The 20,117-nt window shown below is 64.1% G+C and carries 21 protein-coding genes; 9 read left to right on the top strand and 12 right to left on the bottom strand.

Annotated features, from left to right (window positions below; translation table 11 throughout):
• The first annotated feature begins 194 nt into the window (after positions 1 to 194).
• Entirely contained in the window at positions 195 to 758 is a 564-nt protein-coding gene (locus tag LFT45_RS12765) for a dihydrofolate reductase family protein (protein ID WP_236803569.1), read from the top strand.
• Between the two features lie 349 nt (positions 759 to 1,107).
• Here the strand turns inward: LFT45_RS12765 and LFT45_RS12770 are convergent, their stop codons facing one another.
• Positions 1,108 to 1,653, bottom strand: coding sequence for a hypothetical protein (locus tag LFT45_RS12770; RefSeq protein ID WP_236803570.1), 546 nt, complete (start codon positions 1,651 to 1,653; stop codon positions 1,108 to 1,110).
• A gap of 690 nt (positions 1,654 to 2,343) precedes the next feature.
• Here LFT45_RS12770 and LFT45_RS12775 point away from each other — a divergent pair.
• From LFT45_RS12775 to LFT45_RS12795, 5 genes are all read left to right on the top strand, one after another.
• Positions 2,344 to 3,948, top strand: a complete 1,605-nt coding sequence (locus LFT45_RS12775; protein ID WP_236803572.1) for an HNH endonuclease — start codon at positions 2,344 to 2,346, stop codon at positions 3,946 to 3,948.
• A gap of 117 nt (positions 3,949 to 4,065) precedes the next feature.
• Positions 4,066 to 4,959 carry a ribonuclease Z gene (locus tag LFT45_RS12780; protein ID WP_236803574.1) on the top strand — a complete coding sequence of 298 codons (894 nt, stop codon included), beginning with the start codon at positions 4,066 to 4,068 and terminating at the stop codon, positions 4,957 to 4,959.
• A 45-nt stretch (positions 4,960 to 5,004) separates the two neighbouring features.
• Positions 5,005 to 6,129: a 23S rRNA (uracil(747)-C(5))-methyltransferase RlmC gene (gene rlmC / locus LFT45_RS12785; protein WP_236803576.1), complete on the top strand. Its 1,125-nt coding sequence runs from the start codon at positions 5,005 to 5,007 to the stop codon at positions 6,127 to 6,129.
• Between the two features lie 142 nt (positions 6,130 to 6,271).
• Positions 6,272 to 6,640, top strand: coding sequence for an Hpt domain-containing protein (locus tag LFT45_RS12790; RefSeq protein WP_236803578.1), 369 nt, complete (start codon positions 6,272 to 6,274; stop codon positions 6,638 to 6,640).
• Between the two features lie 63 nt (positions 6,641 to 6,703).
• Positions 6,704 to 7,291: a DoxX family protein gene (locus LFT45_RS12795; protein ID WP_236803580.1), complete on the top strand. Its 588-nt coding sequence runs from the start codon at positions 6,704 to 6,706 to the stop codon at positions 7,289 to 7,291.
• Between the two features lie 7 nt (positions 7,292 to 7,298).
• On the opposite strand, the gene LFT45_RS12800 is transcribed toward LFT45_RS12795, so the two are convergent.
• The 3 genes from LFT45_RS12800 to LFT45_RS12810 form a co-directional block, all read right to left on the bottom strand.
• A complete protein-coding gene (locus LFT45_RS12800; protein ID WP_236803582.1) occupies positions 7,299 to 8,270 on the bottom strand; it encodes a dienelactone hydrolase family protein in 972 nt (323 codons plus the stop codon).
• Between the two features lie 80 nt (positions 8,271 to 8,350).
• A complete protein-coding gene (locus tag LFT45_RS12805) occupies positions 8,351 to 8,863 on the bottom strand; it encodes a mycothiol transferase (protein WP_236803584.1) in 513 nt (170 codons plus the stop codon).
• 9 nt (positions 8,864 to 8,872) lie between these two features.
• On the bottom strand, positions 8,873 to 9,712 hold the full coding sequence (locus tag LFT45_RS12810; protein ID WP_236803586.1) for an aldo/keto reductase: 840 nt from the start codon (positions 9,710 to 9,712) through the stop codon (positions 8,873 to 8,875).
• 432 nt (positions 9,713 to 10,144) lie between these two features.
• Between LFT45_RS12810 and LFT45_RS12815 the strand changes: the two genes are divergently transcribed.
• Positions 10,145 to 10,624, top strand: a complete 480-nt coding sequence (locus LFT45_RS12815; RefSeq protein ID WP_236803588.1) for a DUF2087 domain-containing protein — start codon at positions 10,145 to 10,147, stop codon at positions 10,622 to 10,624.
• Between the two features lie 2 nt (positions 10,625 to 10,626).
• Here LFT45_RS12815 and LFT45_RS12820 read toward each other — a convergent pair whose 3' ends face one another.
• Entirely contained in the window at positions 10,627 to 11,052 is a 426-nt protein-coding gene (locus tag LFT45_RS12820) for a ChaB family protein (protein WP_236803590.1), read from the bottom strand.
• A gap of 188 nt (positions 11,053 to 11,240) precedes the next feature.
• On the opposite strand from LFT45_RS12820, the gene LFT45_RS12825 reads away from it, so the two are divergent.
• Positions 11,241 to 12,266, top strand: coding sequence for a GTP pyrophosphokinase (locus LFT45_RS12825; protein WP_236803592.1), 1,026 nt, complete (start codon positions 11,241 to 11,243; stop codon positions 12,264 to 12,266).
• On the opposite strand, the gene LFT45_RS12830 is transcribed toward LFT45_RS12825, so the two are convergent.
• The 6 genes from LFT45_RS12830 to pnuC all read right to left on the bottom strand — a co-directional run bounded on the left by LFT45_RS12830 (position 12,263) and on the right by pnuC (position 17,625).
• Positions 12,263 to 13,513, bottom strand: coding sequence for a hypothetical protein (locus LFT45_RS12830; protein ID WP_236803594.1), 1,251 nt, complete (start codon positions 13,511 to 13,513; stop codon positions 12,263 to 12,265). The genes LFT45_RS12825 and LFT45_RS12830 overlap by 4 nt on opposite strands.
• Before the next feature lie 244 nt (positions 13,514 to 13,757).
• On the bottom strand, positions 13,758 to 13,889 hold the full coding sequence (locus LFT45_RS23280; RefSeq protein WP_272912710.1) for a hypothetical protein: 132 nt from the start codon (positions 13,887 to 13,889) through the stop codon (positions 13,758 to 13,760).
• A gap of 706 nt (positions 13,890 to 14,595) precedes the next feature.
• Positions 14,596 to 15,060 carry a DUF5956 family protein gene (locus tag LFT45_RS12835; protein WP_236803596.1) on the bottom strand — a complete coding sequence of 155 codons (465 nt, stop codon included), beginning with the start codon at positions 15,058 to 15,060 and terminating at the stop codon, positions 14,596 to 14,598.
• 42 nt (positions 15,061 to 15,102) lie between these two features.
• Positions 15,103 to 15,849, bottom strand: coding sequence for an NUDIX hydrolase (locus tag LFT45_RS12840; RefSeq protein WP_236803598.1), 747 nt, complete (start codon positions 15,847 to 15,849; stop codon positions 15,103 to 15,105).
• Complete coding sequence (locus LFT45_RS12845; protein WP_236803601.1) at positions 15,846 to 16,955, bottom strand: AAA family ATPase; 1,110 nt, start codon at positions 16,953 to 16,955, stop codon at positions 15,846 to 15,848. The genes LFT45_RS12840 and LFT45_RS12845 overlap by 4 nt, the downstream gene beginning before the upstream one ends.
• Position 16,956: 1 nt before the next feature.
• Positions 16,957 to 17,625, bottom strand: coding sequence for a nicotinamide riboside transporter PnuC (gene pnuC / locus LFT45_RS12850; protein WP_236803604.1), 669 nt, complete (start codon positions 17,623 to 17,625; stop codon positions 16,957 to 16,959).
• A 590-nt stretch (positions 17,626 to 18,215) separates the two neighbouring features.
• Here pnuC and LFT45_RS12855 point away from each other — a divergent pair.
• Positions 18,216 to 18,845 carry a DUF1345 domain-containing protein gene (locus LFT45_RS12855; RefSeq protein WP_236803606.1) on the top strand — a complete coding sequence of 210 codons (630 nt, stop codon included), beginning with the start codon at positions 18,216 to 18,218 and terminating at the stop codon, positions 18,843 to 18,845.
• A gap of 261 nt (positions 18,846 to 19,106) precedes the next feature.
• Here the strand turns inward: LFT45_RS12855 and nrdF are convergent, their stop codons facing one another.
• On the bottom strand, positions 19,107 to 20,081 hold the full coding sequence (nrdF, locus tag LFT45_RS12860) for a class 1b ribonucleoside-diphosphate reductase subunit beta (protein WP_111905624.1): 975 nt from the start codon (positions 20,079 to 20,081) through the stop codon (positions 19,107 to 19,109).
• Positions 20,082 to 20,117 lie beyond the last annotated feature (36 nt).

Below are 20,117 nucleotides of genomic sequence, written 5' to 3' on the forward strand. Positions count from 1 at the left end.
CCGCTTATTCTTTCCGCCGGGTGGCGGGCAGTCCAACTCCGCCCCCTTGCTCCGGCCGTCATCGATCTCTGCATAACGTGGTGCCCGCGGACGCTCACCGCCGGGGCCGGCGGATTCTCCTAATCCGACTCAGGGGATATTTCCGCGCCGTGCTGGTCTGTACAACGGATACTGACTCACGGGAGACTGACGCCATGCGCAAACTGGCCTTCGCCATGAACGTGAGCCTGGACGGCTACATTGCCGCGCCCGGCGACGACCTCGGCTGGAGCGTGCCGAGCGACGAGCTGTTCCAATGGTGGTCCGACCGGGTAGGGGCGACGGGGCTGGCGCTGTACGGGCGCAAACTGTGGGCGACCATGAGCTCCCACTGGCCGACCGCCGACCAGCAGCCTGGCGTCACCCCGGCGCAGGTCGAGTTCGCCCGCCGTTGGCGGGACATGCCGAAGGTGGTGTTCTCCTCGACGACCAGCACGGTCGACTGGAACACTCGCCTGGTCACCGGCGACGCCGTCGCCGAGATCACCCGGCTCAAGGCCGACGACGGGGGCCCCATGGACATCGGCGGTGCCACACTCGCCGCGGCGGCCATGCGGGCCGGGCTGATCGACGAGTACGCGCTTGTCACCCATCCGGTGCTGGTGGGCGGCGGCACGCCCTTCTTCACGGCCCTGGACAACTGGGTGAAGCTGAGCCTGGTGGAGACCCAGACGTTTCCCGACGGAGTGGTCCTCACCAGGTACCAGACCAGGCGCTGAGTCCCCGACGTTTGACAACCAGGTTCTACATCGCTGCGTAGTGCGGCCTCCCGTCGAAGCCATTAGCGCCTCGAACGGAAGCCGTCGAGCACTAGTAATTCGGTGCTACCGACTGGTGCCGGCCGAGTAGCCTGAAGACGTTCCATTGCTGAGGAACAACCAGATGAGGCCGACGCCAAATGGCGCCGGCCTCATCGTTCTGAACATCCACGCCAACCAGCTCGCATGGGAATGCCTTTTTGCCGAGGGACGAAGGTAAGGTCGGCGCCGCCTACGGTGCCAGCCTTACCGCCTCTGATAATCGCCCAGTTCCTCCACGAACCTAACTGAATGTTCCTGCGTGTCTGCTTCACTCGGAGTCGGTCCCAGAAACGGGCCGAGGGGCCTTCCTCAGTCGGTACCCGAGCACTGCTGCGCCTGCCAACAAACCCACGCCCAAGCGGATGAGAAGGTCTTGCCACCACTGATCTATCTGCTGACCCACGGTAAGCCCTGCGGCCAACATCAATCCGCCAACTACGGCCACCAAGATAATCCGTTGTCTTACCTTCCTCCTCCTCGGAGCATCCAAGCGGTCTGGCTCACCCTGCTCTTTGTAGTCCTCCCGATCAAAAAGCATGAGAGGCAGTGACCCGAAAAGGTTCGCGAACATCGTCTGCAGTATGAGGGGCCACCACACTGCATCGTCCTTGACGGACGGCAGGCTCAAGAGAAAGAGCAGCATTCCAACGACCAGCAGGGCGAGGAGAGCTGCGACTAAAAGTCTTTTCCAGTCCCTGGCGAAGACAATTCTCTTGCCTTTGGAGCGTCCCCTGATTAGCCAGATGCCACCCCATGCAAGCCCCAAGCCCCACAGGAAAAAGCCCCATATTGTCACTGCGTCCTGGCCGGTCATTGTGCTCGCGTGCCTGAAGCTCGAAACAACGCAGATGAGGCTGAGCGCCAAAGTTGAGCAGCCACAAAAAATGCGGAATGTTGATCCAAGGAGGCCGCTTTTGGAAGACTCTGTGCCTGTTGCCAAATTGACCGCCTGCCAAGAGAACGAGGTCTAGCACGTTGTGACCTGAACCTACCTGAAGATCCTATCTTTTGCAGTTCCACGTCGTCGTGGGCAGAGGCGCGGCACGATTGGCCTACACGGGCTGACCGCAGGGCTGGTTCAAATCAGTCTTCGTCCTGGGGACGGTCCGAGTTTCGGTGAAAGAGAAGCTCGCCTACGGCTTCGAGAACGCCCTGAACTACGGCCGCGATGACTTCGATGAGGACGGACATGCGACCACCATACGACTGTTCGCATGGCATGACCCAGTCATTCCCGACGTCTGCTTCCGGCAGTTTAGACACGAATGCTGCCATTCAATCCGCAGCTCCTCCAAGGGTGACTACGGGCACCGTACGGCTTTCGTTCGGGCCAGTCGTCATTTGTGCGGACCAGCTCTGACGTTCTGTGCAGCCGACTTCTAAAATCGAGCCCTGTGCTGCTGCCTACTTTCCGATCTCGGTGGATCGAAAGAATCTTTTGCATTCCGTCATTCGGGTGCCGGAACGGCCTTTAATTGTCAGACCCCCTTGGCAGACTGTGTTCATGGAAGCCATCGGGAATTCAGCACTGGCAGCGGCGCCGCACGGCGACGCCCTGCACGTTGCCGCGTTCCAAGATGCCGAACCATACGATGCCGGATTCCCCTTCAATGCCGTCGCGGACCACCGGTCACCCTATGACGATGACCGCAACTTCGTAGACTCGGACGATGTCTCTCCGGAGGACCCTTTCGCCGCGGGCTTTATCGCCGACAGCTCCTTTCCGGAGGACCCGTTTCCCGAGGCCCTCTTTGCCGACGTACTTTTCGCCGAGGCCGGTGCCTCCGGCGCTGGGACGCCGCGGCCCAGTTGGGAGGACAGGATCGCGGCGGCAAGTGTCCTGTTGCGGGCTGACCTTACGGCCGACAATGCCGGGCTGATCGACCAGCTCCGCGCCTCCGAGGACGCGAAGGGCATGCTGGCCGGGCAGCAGGCGAGGCTTGCTGTGACCTTGGAGGCCCGGCTCCGTCAGGAATCCACCGACCGGGCGCCACTGACCACGGAGGACCTGGGCAAAGACCGCACCAAGGAAAACGGCTTGGGCGCGGCCGAGCAGATCGCGCTGGCCCGGGGCGAGTCCCCACACCGCGGGCACCGGCTCCTCGGCACAGCCAAAGCCCTGGTGCAGATGCCGCACACATTGGGCGCGCTGGACACCGGGCAGCTCAACGAAGAGCGCGTCATGCACGTGGTGAAAGAGACCGCCTGCCTCAACCCGGCCGATCGGACCGCCGTCGACGAGGAACTCGCCGCCGACACCGGCACCTTCACCGGCGCCGGGACCAGGACCGTCATCGCCGCGGTACGCACCGCCGCGACCCGGCGGGACCCCCGCTCCGTGGCCCAGCGCGCAAGCCATGCCACCTCGGAGCGAAGGGTGAGCCTGCGCCCGGCACCGGACTGCATGACGTATTTCACGGCGTTGCTGCCCGTTCACGAAGGCGTCGCCGTGTACGCGGCATTGACCCGGAACGCCGACTCCCTCCACGCCGCCGGAGACCCGCGCTCCCGCGACCAGATCAAGGCCGACACCCTCGTTGAGTGGACCACCGGCACGCCCGGCGGGATCACCGGCATCGAGCTCAACCTCGTCATCACCGACCGAACCCTCCTCCGAGGCGACAGCGAACCCGCCCGGATACCCGGCTACGGCATCGTTCCCGGAGACTGGGCCCGGAACCTGGTGAGCCCCCAACAGGCCAAGGGAGTTGAGGAGCTGAAGATCTGGGTCCGGCGGCTCTACACCGCGCCCGGAACCGGCGACCTCGTCGCCATGGACTCGCGGCGGCGTCTATTTCCGGCACCGCTGCGCCGCTTCATCCAAATCCGCGACGACACCTGCCGCACACCCTACTGCGACGCCCCGATCCGCCACCACGACCACATCATCCCTTGGCACAACGACGGTCCAACATTCCTTGCCAACGGCGCGGGACTGTGCGAAGCCTGCAACCACACCAAGGAGCTCCCCGGCTGGAAGGCCCAACCCAGGCCGGGCCCTAGGCACACCGTCGAACTGACAACACCCACGGGCCACACATACAGTTCGATGGCACCCCCATTACCGGGCACCTCCATGGGGACCCGGGAGGTGCTGGGACCGGAATAATTCCGCGAGCGCGGCCGCCGGCAAGGGCTTACTCCTGCGGGCACGGCGGCCTGCGAGCGCTACCGCTTCACAGGCTGATCGTCTGTCATTCTCTGTGCTTGTGAGACACTCGGTGACATGCGCGAACTCGTCGTCCTTGGCACCGCATCGCAGGTCCCGACGCGGACGCGCAACCACAACGGGTACCTGCTGCGGTGGGACGGCGAGGGCCTCCTCTTCGATCCCGGCGAGGGCACGCAGCGGCAGATGATTCATGCCGGTGTTTCTGCCAACCGGATCACCCGGATCTGCCTGACCCATGTTCATGGTGACCATTGCTACGGGCTTCCCGGCGTGCTGTCCCGCATGGCCCTGGACGGCGTGAAGCACCCGGTGCACCTGCACTATCCCGCTTCCGGAGAAGACGTTGTCCGGGCACTCGTCTCCGTGGCCTCGCCCAGCATCGACCTCCGCCTGCGACCCCACTCGGATGCCGGGGAAATCGCCCCCGGGCTCGAAGTGCGGCCCTTGCGCCACCGCATTGAAACCTATGGCTATCGGCTGACCGAGCCGGATGGCAGGACCATGCTGCCGGAGCGGCTGGCGGCGGCAGGCATCACAGGCCCGGACGCGGGCCGTCTGCAGCGGGAAGGGGTCCTGCGGGGTGTGCGGCTTGAGGATGTCAGCATTCCAAGGTCCGGCCAGGGCTTCGCCTTCATCATGGATACCGCCCCGTGCGAGGGAGCCGAGGGCTTGGCCGACGGCGTCGACCTCCTTGTCGCGGAATCAACGTTCAGCGACGACGACGCCGCGTTGGCGGCGCAGTACGCGCACCTCACGGCCGGGCAGGCCGGGGATTTGGCCGCCAACGGCGGCGCCGGAACTCTCGTTCTCACGCACTTTTCCTCCCGGTACGGCGACGTGGGTGTCCTGGCCGAGCAGGCCCGCGCACGGTCCGGGAGGACCGCCGTCGTACCTGCGACTGATCTGGACCGGATCAGCCTTCCCAAGCGGCAGCGGCCGCCATCCTGACCGGCGGCCAGAAGTAGCCTGCAGAAAAAGTAGAATTAACGAGACATGCAATGTTCCTACTTCGATGCCGCCCGATGCCTTTCCTGCACCCACATGGGCCGGCCCTATGACGAGCAGCTGGCCGGCAAGCAGCTGCACTGCCAGACACTTCTCTCCGACCACAGGTCCGTGGAGTGGTTGCCGCCTGTCGGGAGCCGTGAGTCCGGCTTCCGCAACAAGGCCAAGATGGTGGTGGCCGGAACGGCCAAGAACCCCACCATCGGGATCCTTGACGCCGAGGGCCGCGGTGTGGACCTGCGCGAGTGCGGCGTCTGCTCGCCCGGACTGCTGGCCTGCTTTCCGGTCCTGGCGGCCTTTATCAGCCGGGCCCACCTGACGCCCTACGATGTCCCCCGGCGCAGCGGCGAGCTCAAGCACCTGATCATCACCGAGTCCCCCGACGGCGAGATTATGCTGCGCCTGGTCCTGCGTTCGGAAAAGCTGGTGCCGCGCATCCGGGAGCACCTCCCCACCCTCCTGGCCTCCCTGCCGCAGGTAAAGGTTGTCTCCGTCAACCTGCACCCGGAGCACAAGGCGGTCCTGGAAGGCGACCGCGAGATCCTGCTCACCCAGCAGTCCACACTGCGGATGCGCGTCAATGACCTCGACCTCCACCTCCGGCCGCAGAGTTTCTTTCAAACGAACAGCGACATGGCGGCAGCCCTGTACCGGCAGGGCCGCGAATGGGTCAACGCACTGGCACCGTCGTCGGTCTGGGACCTGTACTGCGGCGTGGGCGGCTTTGCCCTGCACTGCGCTGATCCTTCCCGCGAGGTGACCGGCATTGAAACCAGCCGCGAAGCCATAGTTTCGGCCAATCTCAGCAGCGACGAGGCAGGGCTGGAGCGCATGAACTTCCAGGCGGGCGATGCCACGGCCTTTGCCTTCGCCGCTGCCCAGGCGCCCGACCTGGTTATTGTCAATCCGCCACGGCGCGGCATCGGCAAGGAACTGTGCGGCTGGCTGGAATCGTCCTCCGTGCAGCACGTGGTCTACTCCAGCTGCAATGCCCAGTCACTGGCCCGCGACCTGGCGGCGCTCCCCTCGTTCACCGCACGACGGGCCAGGGTGCTCGACATGTTTCCGCAAACCACGCACTACGAAGTGATGGTCCTGCTCGAGCGTGCCTAGCCGGCCCATATTCTTGATCCGAACATCGGCAAAAGTTTCTCCTGTCTTGAGGTCACCGCGGAAAAGTATCCGGTAAGCCGCGCAGCAAGGTCGCGGCATGAACCGATGGGCACAACATGCGACGGACAGCTGGCGGTGCGAAGTGACCGGCACAGAAGACGTCCCCGTCCTGGACGCCGGCCCGCTGCAGGTCCTTGCCGCCGAGGTGGGTCCGGCATTCGCCGAGGCCTTCATTGATGACTACCTGCAGATGTTGCCGGACCGGGCCTCGAAGATCCTCCGCGCCCTGGCCGGCGGCGACGCGCGGTTGGCGGCTGACGCCGTCGTCAGCCTGAGGGCGACGTCCGCCATGGCGGGAGCCCTGCGACTGGAACGCTGCTGCAAGGAACTCGAGTCACGCATCCGGCGCGGGCAGCGGCTGGAGCCCGACGCGGTGAGGGCAGTGCTGTACGCAAACATTCGGCTGCTGGTGCGTGAAGCCGCACGCCAGGGGCACCTCCCCCGGACGTAGAATCGTCGGACAAGATCGCCTGAAAAGTAGCCGAACGGCTGAAACGTTTACAGGAGGATTCACATGAGCCGCACGAGCATCAGTCCAGTCGCCCCCGCCGCTGCCACTGCCGCACAGACCATTTTCCGCGTGGGCCTGGGCGGCGTCCTTTTTGCCCACGGCACCCAAAAGCTCTTCGGCTGGTTCGGCGGCGGAGGGATCGAGGGCACCAGCAAGGGGATGCACGCCATGGGGTTCCGGCCGGCGAAGCCAAGCGCGGTGCTGGCAGGCCTCGGCGAAGCGGGTGCCGGCCTGGCACTCGCGCTGGGCTTCGGCACTCCGGCCGCCGGGGCGGCTGCTGCCACTACCATGGGCGTTGCCGCCAGCGTGCACGCCCCCAACGGCTTCTTCGCCACCGAGGGCGGCCTGGAATACCCGGCGGTCCTGGGACTTGCGGCAGCATCCTTCACGATTGGCGGGCCTGGCAGCATCTCCCTCGACTCCGTCACCGGCCACGTCCTGGACCGCCCCTGGATGCGGGCCGTCGCCCTCGCCGTCATTCCGACGGCCATCGCGATCCAGGTCTACCGCCGCCAGAAGGCCCTGGCCCACGACGCGTCCGGCCCCGATGCCGGAGAGATTGCCGCAGAGATCCCGGGCGCCACCAGCTGATGACCAGTTAGACGTATTTCTTGAACCACGCCAGCGTGTCGTTCCAGGCGGCCGTCGCCTGCTGCTCGTTGTAGCGGTCGCCTGTGTCGTTGTGGAAAGCGTGGTCGACGCCGGGATAGACCTTGAGCTGGTTGCGCACGGTCGTGGCCGCCAGGGCATCCCGAAGTTGCGGCATGGGTCCGGTGATCCGGTCGTCCTGCTCAGCGTAGACGCCGAACACCGCGGGCTTGATGGACGGCACCTTGTCCAGGTCGGGCGCCGGACCGTAGAAGGCCGACGTCGCCTTGAGTCCCGTAATCTCGACCGCGGACTGCCAGGTGATGCCCCCGCCGAAGCAGTAGCCGGTCATGGCGATCCGGCCCTGCTCCACGAAGGGCTGCTTCTGCAGGTAGTCGAATCCCGCCGAAAAGTCCGCCACGTGCCGCTGCGCGCCGGCCTGCGTCAATGCTCCCGGGACGGCATCCCGGTCCAGGCTCACCGTGCCGCCTTCCCTGCTCAGCAGGTCAATCGCCAGGGCCGCATACCCCTCCTTGGCAAAGCGCCGGGCCACGTCCTGGATGTGGGGGGTCAGCCCGCGGTTCTCGTGGCAGACCAGGACGGCGGGGCCGGGTTTTCCGGATTCGGGCCGGGCGAGGTAACCACTGATCTCGGTGCCGCCCGACGGGAACTTGACTGTCGACGTCGTAATTCCGGCTGTTCCCTCGGGAACGGACAGCGGGCTCTTCGCCCCGGGAACGGCGCCTCCGGAGGCAGCGCCTGTGGCGGAGCCGGACGGGTTGGGAGTGGGCATGGGGTCGGTGCTGCGCGGAACTTCCTGCGGTGTGCAGCCGACCAGGAGCATCGCGGCGGAAGCGGCAGCCATGCTGCCGGTGATGAACGCCACCCGGCGGGTGAAGGTGTGCTGGCTCATGGCCCCGGCACGGTAGTCGTCGAAGAATTCCTCGATCAGGTACTTCTCAAACTTGCCAAGCTGGGTCATCACGGCCTCCTGGAGTTTTTGCCGCTTATCCTCCCCCATACCCCATGGCCAGGCAAGGGGACCGCGTGGACGCCGGACTGCTAGGCCCGTGCGTCGCCTTTGAGGCCCCTGGCGTACGCGGCCTGCCCCACGTGCTGCAGGCAGTCGGCCACGGTGCTGACCAGCCGGACGCCGAAGGTGACCGGCGGGTCCCAGCGGGTGTCGACGACCCGGTCAAGGTCGTCGTCGCCCAGGCTGTTAAGTACCTCGACGGTCTGCCGGTGGACCGCCTCGTAGTAATCGGCGAGCAGCTCCGCCGGGGCCCGAACGGCGTCCACGTTGTCTGACGAATGGCCGTAGCCGGTGTCATGTTCAGGAAGCGGCAGGCCAAAACGGCCGGCAAAGCCCTGCGAGGTCCAAACCTGCGGCAGACCGGCGGCGGAAGCAACCTGCGTATCCTCTACCCGGCTGAGGTGCCAGATCAGCCACGCGATGGAGTTGCCGTTGCCGGCGGGCCGGCGGGCCAGGGTTTCGTCGTCGAGCCCGTCGAGTGTGGCGTCGACGATTTCCCGAACACGGCCAAAGGCGTCCAGCAGCAGTTCATTGGCTTTCATAGTGTCCCCTTACATCTGGCTGTGGGCGGCGACGGCGGGATCAGAACCGATGCGTGCACCGGCTTCGAGGGTGGTGATGTGGGCCATCTCTTCAGGCGTCAGTGCCACGCCGACGGCGGCAAGGTTGTCCCGCATGCGGCCGCTGTTGGCTGACTTGGGAATGACGATGGTGCCCTGGGCGAGGTGCCACGCCAGCACCACCTGCGCGGGGGTGACGCCGTACTTGCCGGCAACGGATGTCACAGCCCCCGCGTCCAGATCAGCGCCCTGGCCCAGCGGGCTGTACGCCTCCACGGCTATGCCCAGGGAGCGGCTCTTCGCGGCCAGTTCGGACTGCTGGAACGTCGGGTGCAGCTCAATCTGGTTGACCGCCGGAATCACGTCCGCGCTTCGAAGGAGTGCTTCCAGGTGGTCCGCCAGGAAGTTGGACACGCCGATCGCGCGGATCTGGCCGCTGGCATGCAGCTTCTCCATCGCCTTCCACGCCTCGCTAAAGAGGTTCCGGGACGGCACCGGCCAGTGGATCAGGTACAGGTCGACGTAGTCGACGCCCAAGGCCTGGCGGCTGTTCTGGAAGGCTTCCTGGGCCACGCCCTGCTCGCCGTTGCGCAGCTTGGTGGTGAGGAAAATGTCCGCACGCGGAATCCCCGAGGCAGCGATGGCGGCGCCCACGGCGGCCTCGTTCCGGTACGCCGCGGCCGTGTCGATGTGGCGGTAGCCGGCTTCGAGTGCGTCCTCGACAATGCGCTGGGTCTGTTCAGGCGGAACCTGGAAGACGCCGAAGCCGAGCTGCGGGACCTGGACCCCGTTCTTCAGGGTGACGTTCGGTATGGCTAAGGGTGTCGTCATCAGAATCTTCCGTTGGCGTGGCAGGCCCTCCCAAGTATGCCTCGCACCGGGCGGCGGAGCACCCCCTCAGGGTGAGCGGGCCACCTGGACCATTGGTATGACTTTCAATAAAGCCATGCGCCCAACACGGCCAGCGCAATAGCCCAGGTTGTTCTCTGCCGTTTCAGGCCCGCTCACAGAGATTTATCCTCACGGTGCTCTCCCAGCACCATTTCACATCACGACGACGGCCCGGCGCCAGAGCAGCCAGCATGACCAGGTGTGGCCCTTTCGGCCTGCCCGGCCCGGGACTACGATTTTTGCTGTTAAACCGCCAACGCTGACGGGCGCCGTTCCGGCAGCGCCACAGCAAAATCTGCAAGCACCAGAGCAAAGGGGGGAAGTTCCGTGAACAGAGAGACCAGGCAGAGCGGGCCACACTGGCGGCGGGTCATGGCAGCCCTCGGCAACCGCGACGCGCGGACCGTTTACGCCCAAATTGTCCTTGGGGCCACTCGCAATGATGTGTCTTCCGGCCCTGCTGGACAACGGCGGGACCGGGCCATCGCCGCCTTGCTCGACGCTGGACTGGTCGAACGGAGCGCCGGCGATGAGCTGGAGGCCTCCGAGTCCATCTTTCACGCCCTCCTCACACAGCAGCCCAAACGCCAGGCGCAGACGGGAGTGGCGCGCTTCATGCGTCTTGGCCGCATCGACAGGTATCCGGCCAATCAGGAGGAACGGCGGGAGCTCCTGGCCTGGATCGCCGGCGAGACCTTCGAACCGGGCGAGGAACTCTCCGAACGAAAAGTCAATGAACGGCTCCTGGGCTACACCGACGATGTGGTGCTGCTGCGCCGCTACATGATCGATTACGGCGTGCTGGAGCGCACGCCGTCGGGATCCTCCTACTGCCGCCCCAGGGAAGGGTAGGTTCAGTCCCCGCGGGCCTTCCGGGTGGCGGCATCGTTGGCTTTCTGGATCGCCTCGACAAGTTCGTCCTTGCCCATCTTCGAACGTCCCCCGATGTTCAGCTCCCGGGCTCGCTTGTAAAGGTGATTCTTGGAAGCGTTTGCGTCCACGCCTCCGGCGGTGGGGGCCGCTGAATCCAGTCCCTCCTCCGCGTGCTGGTCAGACGGGCCGCGCTTCTCCTTGGGTTCCCAGTGGTCGCCTACCTTCTCATAGCTGTGCTTGAGAGATGCGAAGGCTGTCCGGGCGGCCCGGCTCTCGTCGTTGTCGTAGGACTCAAGGGCTGAATCGTAGGTCTTGGCGAAGGTGTCCTGGGCTTTCTGCTCAGACCGCTGCAGGGTCGACGGAAGCTCGTCCTTGCGCGCGTGATCGTTTTTGCCGGTCTTGGGCATGACACCAGCGCTCCTTATCAACTGCCGATTCAGGCGGATGCAACCAGCTTGGCACCGATGCTGAGCTTTTGCATGGGCCAGTGGCAACGAAAGGCCTATTCGGGAATTTTTCCGTATACCCGATAGTGCGCGGGAAGCCCGTTGGATAGGCTGTCGCCTAACGGGTTTGGGGGAACATGGGGGCGGGCATGAGTGACGAGGAACGTATTTCCCGAATTGGTGTCGCCATCGACGCCCAAGTTGCGAGGCTGACGGAACAGCATGCTCACTTATCCGCTTCGCTCACGGCAATTCAAGCGGCTATCGAAGCCCGCTTACGGGACGACGGCCTCAACTATCACCTCGTTAAAGGTCGTGTAAAGAGCTCCGAATCGGTCAAAGGAAAGCTCAGTAAGATCGGGTCCGAAGGCACACTGAAATACCCCAACGGGTTGGACGACCTGGACGATATTTTGGCCGTTCGCGTGATCACTTACATTGAGCCCGACGTAGCCAATGTTGTTTCCGCCCTGACAGGCCAGTTCCGGGTCTTGGAGAATACAGACAAAAAGGCACAGCAGGTCAACAAGGGCGTTCTTGGGTACGCGGCCCACCATCTGGTTCTTGAAGTAGGGGCGGACAGCACGCCCACTGGATGTGCCGGCTGCATAGGCCAGCGCTTCGAGGTCCAGGTGAAGACTGTTCTGCAGCACGCTTGGGCAGAATTCGAGCACGATATCCGCTACAAGGCTGTTGGTGCCATACCGCCCGCAATCGACCGCGCGTTTACGCTGGCTTCTGGCCTCCTTGAATTGGCAGACAACGAATTCGTGAAAATCCATCAGGCTGTTGCCCGGGAAGACGCGAGCATTCCTGGCGACGCACGCAGCCGCGCCGAGCCCATAACCTCGGACGCGCTGGCAGAGGTTCTAGTGGCCGAACTCCCGGACCATCCGCGCAGTAAAAAAGAACAATATGACTGGCTGGTGAATTTGCTCAATGCGGTGAATATCACAACCGTGGAGGAAGCCGTGGACCTGATCGGCAGCGCGGACTGGAATTTCGTCCGCGAAAGAATGGACTACAAGTTTCCTGCCGGACACGTGCGGATTGTCGATGATTTTCTTCTCAAGGAATTTGGGCACCAGTACATAGAGGAAACGAAAGCCCTCGGCGATGACCCCGCTCGCGCATCAAAGCTCCGCTTCCGCCTCAAAAAGCTTGGGTCTTCCTAGGCATCCTCGGAATCCAGATCGAGGTCCGGGATGTCCAGCAGGCCCAGGTCCTCCAGGACCGCTGCGTCCTCATAGGTGTTCGCTATGCACCGGACCAGTGCAGGCGGTACCCGGAAATGCGTGTCGATCGTCAGGATGCCCTGCTCGGCGAGTGCTTCCAGTTGGCCCATGGCCGCGGCCTTCAGCGCCTCGACCGTCGCCCTTTCCTCTGGTGACGCACCGGTCCTGGGGTCCAGCACAGTGTCCCTTCGCGGGGGATCCGCCGAGGCCGCCGCCAGCAGGATCGATGCCACCGTCGCGGCAACGAGGACTTCCCACGGCTGTTCAGGGTCGTAGCCGAGTACGGAGGCCGAGAGGAACTGGTCAACGAAGAACACCAGCTCCTCCAGCCGGTCCGGGGTGTCGCCGGCCAGGAAGACGGCGGTGGCCGGTGACGGCGCCGCCTTCGTTGAGCCGACCTTGATCAGCTCAGTGCGGGACAGCGCCTCCCACACCTGCGTCAGCAGCGGCACCTCGTACATGCTGCGGACTGTCGGCACGGGCCTCTCCGAACCGCCATTTCCGGCCTGCGGGACTCCAGCCTGTTTGGGGCCGCCCCTGGCTTTCAGTCCGACGCACGCAGCCGCTGCTTCGATGTCCTTGGTCCGGAGTGCACCGGTTCCGGTCACCGGCTTCGCATCGCCTATCCACTGAAGCAGTGCCGTGGTCCGCTGGATCAGAGGGAGCTCCGAGAAGACCTTCAGCGCGTCGTCGTCGGAAATGACGGGCACGTCGACGAGCCGCCAATCGTCCGTCTCCCCCAGAAGGGCGTTGAGTAGCTCAACGACGTCGGCGAGCTGTTCCGCTGGCCCTGACCACCGGTCGGTGTCCGCGAGAAAGTCAACGAACCCGTGCACAGCGGCGATGACAAACTCACCTCGGTCGTCGTCGTCTGCCTCTGTGACGGCGAGATCGGCAGCGAGAGCGTCGGCCAGGATTACAGGATCAAGGCGTGTCAGGTCAGCAGCGGCCACCCGGTCCATGTACCGGCCCATGACGCTTTCTATGGCTGCCAAGCAATCCAGGGCGGTGGCAGCAGCGCCCGGAGCACCGTCGTCGAACCACCGGACAAACGCCGGCGCGAGCGAGTCCACGGCCCGCCCGGCCCGGAACGAGCTCAGGGAAGCGGGCGAAGAGCCGCGTGCGGGGGAACCGCCGGTGCCAGCGGGACCCTTGCGCTTGTTCCGGTTCCTGCTGCTCTTGCTCATGCTGCCCCTGACTGATTGCGCGTTGGTTCTTACGACGACGGTACTTACCATCCGCGCACTGTGCCACCCGGCGCGCTGCACTCAGGGGCGTGCTCCTGGCCACTACGCCTCCCGCCCGCCTTCTCGGTGGGGGCCACAACTATCCGCCAGGTGCAGGGTTGGCAGCGCTGGGCGATCCTGACCACCGACACGCCCGGAGCGTGCTGAGACTGCCGGTTCGGTCCTCTCGCCGTCCCGCGAATGCCTAGGACTTTTCGCCCCCTGCAGCGGCGGCGTCTTCACGCTCGAGCAGGTAGCGCAGGAACGCGGCCTGGTTGTCGATTTCCCGCTGCTTGCGGGGAGACAGCCAGTCCAGCAGTTCTTTGTCGTCAGCCATGATGTTCACCCCCTTAGGCTCGAGATAATGCTCACTCCGCTAGGGCAAGATCGGCGAAAGTTTCAGGCAAGATAGGCGAAGGTCTTATCGCGAGGAGGCTTCGGCCCTGCGCAGGTGACACCGCCGGAGCCCCGACGGGTAGCCGGGCCGGGCACCTGCTGGGGAGTGCGCCAAGCCCGGCTATCCTGACCCGGACGGACGCCGGCAGACCGTCCGGAGGGCTTCAACACTGATATCCGCCCGCCTCATAGTTAACACCCCGTCAGAAAATAGAGCAGCAGTGGCAGTTACCTGTTTTTCGGCCAATACGGCTACGCGTTTGCGCAGGCACAGGGGCGGGGGCAGGGGCAGGGGCAGGCGCAGTATCTGGCATTAGAGGCTCTCACCGCTCCCCTGCGTCCCCGGTGCATGGACGTTAGGCTAGCCTCAATCTCGGGCGACACGCCGGATGTAGCCGTAGCCGACGGGCCCCTTCGTTATGGTCGGAACGCCGGCCACTGTAGCTTGGGAAAACCTTGGAGGCCTCCCCCAGCCCCCTCAAACAGGGGGTCAAAGTGGGCGGCGGCTCTCAGGTGGACCACGCATTTCACAATGTGCCGGGTACACACTGGTCTTGTCACTGAAGCTCAGGTAGCCGCGAACCTGAGCTTCAGATCGCCGGGTCCGGAACGCATTCCCCCCTTGCATCCGGACCCGGCGGACAATTTCAGCGCGGCCTGGAGTCCCCGTCCTGCTGGCCGGCGTACAGCCGCTGAATGGACCGCTTCATCACGGGTGCGATCTCGGACGGGTGGACCGGCTGGGGCTCCTGGGCGTAGACAGATCGGGTGACGGCCGCCGAGAACTCATCCCAACTGAAGAACTGGGCGGGGAGCCTGACGAACCAGCGGAAACCCGGAGGACGCTGCTCCACACCGGCGTCGGTCAGATACGCATTGGCTTCCTCCTCGACGATTCGTCGGTCCTCAGCGGTAAAGGCTTCGACGGACTCCACAACGCTTCCGTCCGTACCAGTCCTCGCCACGGCCACCGTTCTGGCGCTGTCGTCCTGCCGGGGTCCCCGGCGGAGGTTCTCCGGACCGGCAGCCCAGCCGATCAGGGCACCCCAGCCGTTCTCATCAAGCTCGCCCCAACCCTGGGCCGGTAGGCCCTCAGGCACAGACTCCCACATGCTGCTCCCTCCTAAAATACGAGAAACCTGCGCCAGCTGCCCCTACTTGCTGGCCGGCTTCGCCAAGGGCGGATGAATATACCGGTCGGTGGCGGTGAACAGCGCCGCGGGTGCCCCGATCGAAGCCTTGGATTTCCGGCCGGTATCTTGGAGCTGGGGCAGCATCTTTCGGGTGAAGTTCCCGGCCGCGAGTGTGGTGTTCCAGACGGCCTCGTACACGGTGCGAAGCTGCGTCATGGTGAACTCTTCGGGCAGCATTCGGGCGGCGACGGTCGTGTACTCTATTTTTCCGGCCAGCCGGTCCAAGCCGTTCCTCAGGATGGTGGTGTGGTCGAAGGCCAGGTCCGTGCCGTGGAGAACATCGTGAACAGGATGCCAGGCGGCGGCCGCGGCGTCCGAGCCGGCCGAGAGATCCGGCAGGGACTGGCCGTCGGTGGCGAGCAGGCTCAGGTGGGCTACAGAGACCACCCTCATCCGCGGATCCCGGCCCGGGTCGCTGTACGTGGCCAGCTGTTCGACGTGAACCGGCAAGCCCCCCAGGTCCAGGCCTGTTTCCTCGGCGAGCTCCCGGTAGGCGGCCTGCTCCGCCGACTCGTGAGGGCCGACGAAGCCGCCGGGCAGGGCAAGCGCATCCTTGAAGGGGTGGCCGCCGCGACGGACCATGGCGGCGTGCAGCACTCCCCCGGCCACGGCGAAGACCACCAGGTCCGCGGTCAGCGCGATCGAGGGGTAATCCTTCGGTTTATAGGCTTCGAGGAATTCCCGCTCGTCTCCCGGTTCGCGGTTCAAGCCTGGGCTCCGTCCAGGACGGTGCGCGTGGCCCAGGGCGGGGAGGCGAAGCCGCTCCGCTGGGCCAGGATCAGGTCGATGATCTCGGTCGCGGTCTGCATGCGCCGGGAGTGGTCGCCGTTGAGCAAGATCCAGGAGTGCCGTTCCTCGGTCAGGGTCTCTTTGAACCATTCGGTCATTTCGGCCCGGCGGTGTTCCCCTTCACGCCAGCCGTCGTCTTCGAAGTCCACTCCTTCATGATCGGTGATCAGGTAAAGGTCCCGGTGGGGCAGCTGTTCGGCGGCATGGTAGGAGCCGTAGCTGTGTTCGCCGATGTAGAACCTCTCCCAGAGGGTGGTGGCCAGGGAGTCGGTGTCGGCGATGACCAGCGGGCAGAGGTCGGCGGCGGCGTTTTCCATCTCGTTCTGCCGTGCACCGATGCGGCCGAAGTCCTGTTCGGTCCAGACCATCTCCTCCAGTACAGCGTCCGGTTTCTGGGTGCGCAGGGCGTCGAACTTCTCGTACGTGTACTTGCGGCCGTATTCAGGCACATCCGCGAGCCGGGGGAAGCGGGGCCGGTAGTGCTCGCTGAGCGCCCGGGCCAAGGTGGTGGTGCCGGTGGATTCAGCGCCGACGATGATGATGCGTGTGGCCAGTTCCTGCCGGGCCGGGGCAATGATGTAGGGCCATGCGGCGCCGAGGTCTTCCCGGCACAAAGTCCCGCTGATGGGGTAGGTGGAGCGCGACAGGTCCACAAGAACGTGCTCCGCACCGAAGGCCTCCGCCAGCCGGACGCCATACTCCTCGGAGCTGAAGACCGCGTCGACGGCCGTGACCCCGTTGGACTTCAGTGCCAGGCGCATCAGTTCGTTCTGCGCCTTCCAGATCTCGTCCGACTGGTAGTCCTCGGGACAGTCGTTGCGCATTCCGATGATCTGCACTCCGGCAGTGTCTGCAAACTCTTCTGACAGCCAGCTGGTCCGTTCGGCAACAGTGACGGATTCGAAGCGGTTGCCCTGGACGAGGACGGAGACGTTCTCGGACCGTGCGGCTGCCGTGGCGATGAGGTGGGCGTGGCCGGTGTGGGACGGGTAGAACTTGCCGATGACCATGGAGTTCTTGTACATCTCAGGCTCCTGCGGTGACGGTTTCGGGAGTGCTGGCCGGCGCTTGGAAGCCGCGGGTGCGCTTCCAGCCAATAAGTCCGTAGACACACAGGACGAGAAATCCGACGTAGAGGACGGCGGTGAGTGTCAGTCCCCGGCTGAAGTACAGCGGGATGGACACGATATCGATGAGGATCCAGACGTGCCAGTGCTGGAAGATCTTCTTAGCCTGCGCGTAGGTGGCGACGAGGGAGGCAGTCAAGACGAAGGCGTCGGGCCACGGGACCTGGGAGTCAGTTTCGTGCGTGAGGATCATGGCGACGGCGGCGGTCCCCACGGCGCTGGCGCCGAGGCCGAGGAGAATTTCCTTGCGGGAGGCGTCGCGGATGAGAAGGTCGTTCCTGCCCTCGGTGGCGACGCTGCCGCGCATCCAGTTGTACCAGCCGTAGACAGCAACGGCGGCGAAGATGACCTGCAGCACGGTTTCACCGTAGAGACCGGCCCCCAGGAACAGAATGATAAACGCCAGGTTGTTCAAAATCCCGACCGGCCAGTTCCAAAGCTTTTGGCGGGCGACTCCGTACACGCAGGCAGCGCCGGTGACGAAGCCAATCATCTCGATCCAGCTCACCGGATTGCCGAGAAGGTTAGGGATTGCTGCGGAGTTCATCCAGTCGAGCAAGGCGTTCATCGGGACTCCATTCGTTGTTATCAACCTGATAACAAGTACAGTAGCACCCTTATTATCGACCTGACAACAACGCACGCTTCTCTCCGAGTTGACACCACCGCGGGACTGTCGAAGCGCAAATCAAGAACGGCCCCGCATCCGAATGGGCGCAGGGCCGTATGTGAGATTCCGCGCTAGTAGGTACACGCCGCATAGTCACCCCCACTGCCCTCCTGGATTCTCGACCACGAATCGGGGGACGGACGAAGTCTTCAACAGCGCATAGGTGCGCCATGTGCAGGCTACAGAGATCGGGACACGACCGGGACGTCCGCTTCCGGCTTCCCGAGTGTTGCGTGAGTAGCCCGGACACAGGGTTGAACGATGTGCCACCAAGTACACCTCTCCAGGCGGACGGTAACGCCGGCCGCAACGAAGCCCGGCGGTGGGGGCGACCGCGTACAATTGGGGCTCTGAACCCCCGGTTCCTTGTGAACCCAAAGGAATCCGTAGGTCCTGTGATATTCCGTGATGTTGAGATGCGCTCTGACCAAGGCGGCGGGCCATCGGACCCCTTCACGGTCAATCGAGGCTGGAAGGCAACTTCTTCGATGTCGCACATTGATCGCAAGGCTCTAGTCTCGGCCGTCATCGGTCTCGTTATCGCACTCGTTCCGGCGTTGCTCGGTGCTCCCGAACTCGCGCCCTTGATCGGATGGTCTGTCGCCGGCTGCGTCTTCCTGATCTGGGCGTGGGCTAAGGCGTGGCCCGCTGGTCCGGAGGCCACGGGTGAACTAGCCCGCCAGGAAGGTCGGTCTCGACGGCTCGTTGACTCCCTCATCACAGGCGCGACATTCGTCAGTCTCGTGGCGGTCGTCTTTGCATTGATCCGCAGCCAGCAGAAGGACCCCATCGGTGTGGCCGCGGCGATCCTGGCGGCTCTCGGCGTGGTGCTCGCGTGGGCTCTCGTCAACACTGTCTACGCGTTCAAGTACGCTCGGATGTACTACCACGACGACCGCCATCGCTTCCGCTTCAACCAGGACGAAGACCCGTCATACAGCGACTTCGCCTACGCAGCATTCTCTATCGGCATGGCATACAACGCGAGCAATGTGAACGAGTCATCCACTCCCTCCCGCAGGATCGCCCTGGGGCACGCTTTGCTCTCCTACTTCTTCGCCACCTTCGTGGTCGCAGTGGCGATCAACCTCGTCGTCAGCCTCGGCCAGTCCAGTTGACTACGACACGGCGTGGGTGATGTGTAGCGGACCTAGACCAGCATCCCGCCCTGCGAGTCGAGTTTGGCTGCCGTCTTACGCTGCCGGCGGGCGTCAATCGTCCCGCCGTGGCAGGTAGTAGTTGGTGTCCAACTACTACCAAGGAACATGCCCATCTGTAACTGTGATTCGGCCATGCTGCACGAAACATAGCCATCTAAATTGGGAAATGGCCATGTCCCGTGGAACCTCACACCGTACTCAAATACGCAGGCTGCTGAACTAGAAGTCCCAGTCCTCATCCTCGGTGTTGACTGCCTTACCAATGACGTAGGACGAGCCCGAACCCGAGAAGAAGTCGTGGTTCTCGTCAGCGTTCGGCGACAGGGCCGAGAGGATCGCCGGGTTCACGTCGGTGACGGAGGCCGGGAACATGGCCTCGTAGCCCAGGTTCATCAGCGCCTTGTTGGCGTTGTAGTGCAGGAACTTCTTGACGTCCTCGGCCAGGCCGACGCCGTCGTAAAGGTCATGCGTGTACTGGACTTCGTTCTCGTACAGCTCGAAGAGCAGTTCGAAGGTGTAGTCCTTGATTTCCTGCCGGCGGGCCTCGGAGACCTTCTCGAGTCCCTTCTGGAACTTGTAGCCGATGTAGTAGCCGTGCACTGCCTCGTCGCGGATGATCAGGCGGATCAGGTCTGCGGTGTTCGTCAGCTTGGCGCGCGAGGACCAGTACATCGGCAGGTAGAAGCCGGAGTAGAACAGGAAGCTTTCCAGCAGCGTGGAGGCGACCTTGCGCTTCAGCGGATCATCGCCCTGGTAGTAGTCCATGACGATCTGGGCCTTCTTCTGAAGGTTCTCGTTCTCAGTGGACCAGCGGAAGGCCTCGTCGATCTCCTTGGTGGAGGCCAGCGTGGAGAAGATGGAGGAGTAGCTCTTGGCGTGCACGGACTCCATAAACGCGATGTTCGTGTAGACAGCTTCCTCGTGCGGGGTCAGTGCATCCGGAATCAGGGAGACAGCGCCAACGGTGCCCTGGATGGTGTCCAGCAGGGTCAGGCCGGTGAAAACACGCATGGTGAGCTGCTGCTCGGCCGGCGTCAGCGTGTTCCAGGACTGAACGTCGTTGGACAGCGGCACCTTCTCCGGCAGCCAGAAGTTGTTGACCAGGCGGTTCCAGACGTCAACGTCCTTATCGTCCTGGATCCGGTTCCAGTTGATCGCCTCGACGTGGCTCAGCAGCTTGACCTTCTCGGTCATGTCATCCCCTAAAAAGTTGGGTTGGTTCTTACTTAA

It is taken from the genome of Arthrobacter sp. FW305-BF8 (assembly GCF_021789315.1).
Lineage (GTDB): Bacteria > Actinomycetota > Actinomycetes > Actinomycetales > Micrococcaceae > Arthrobacter.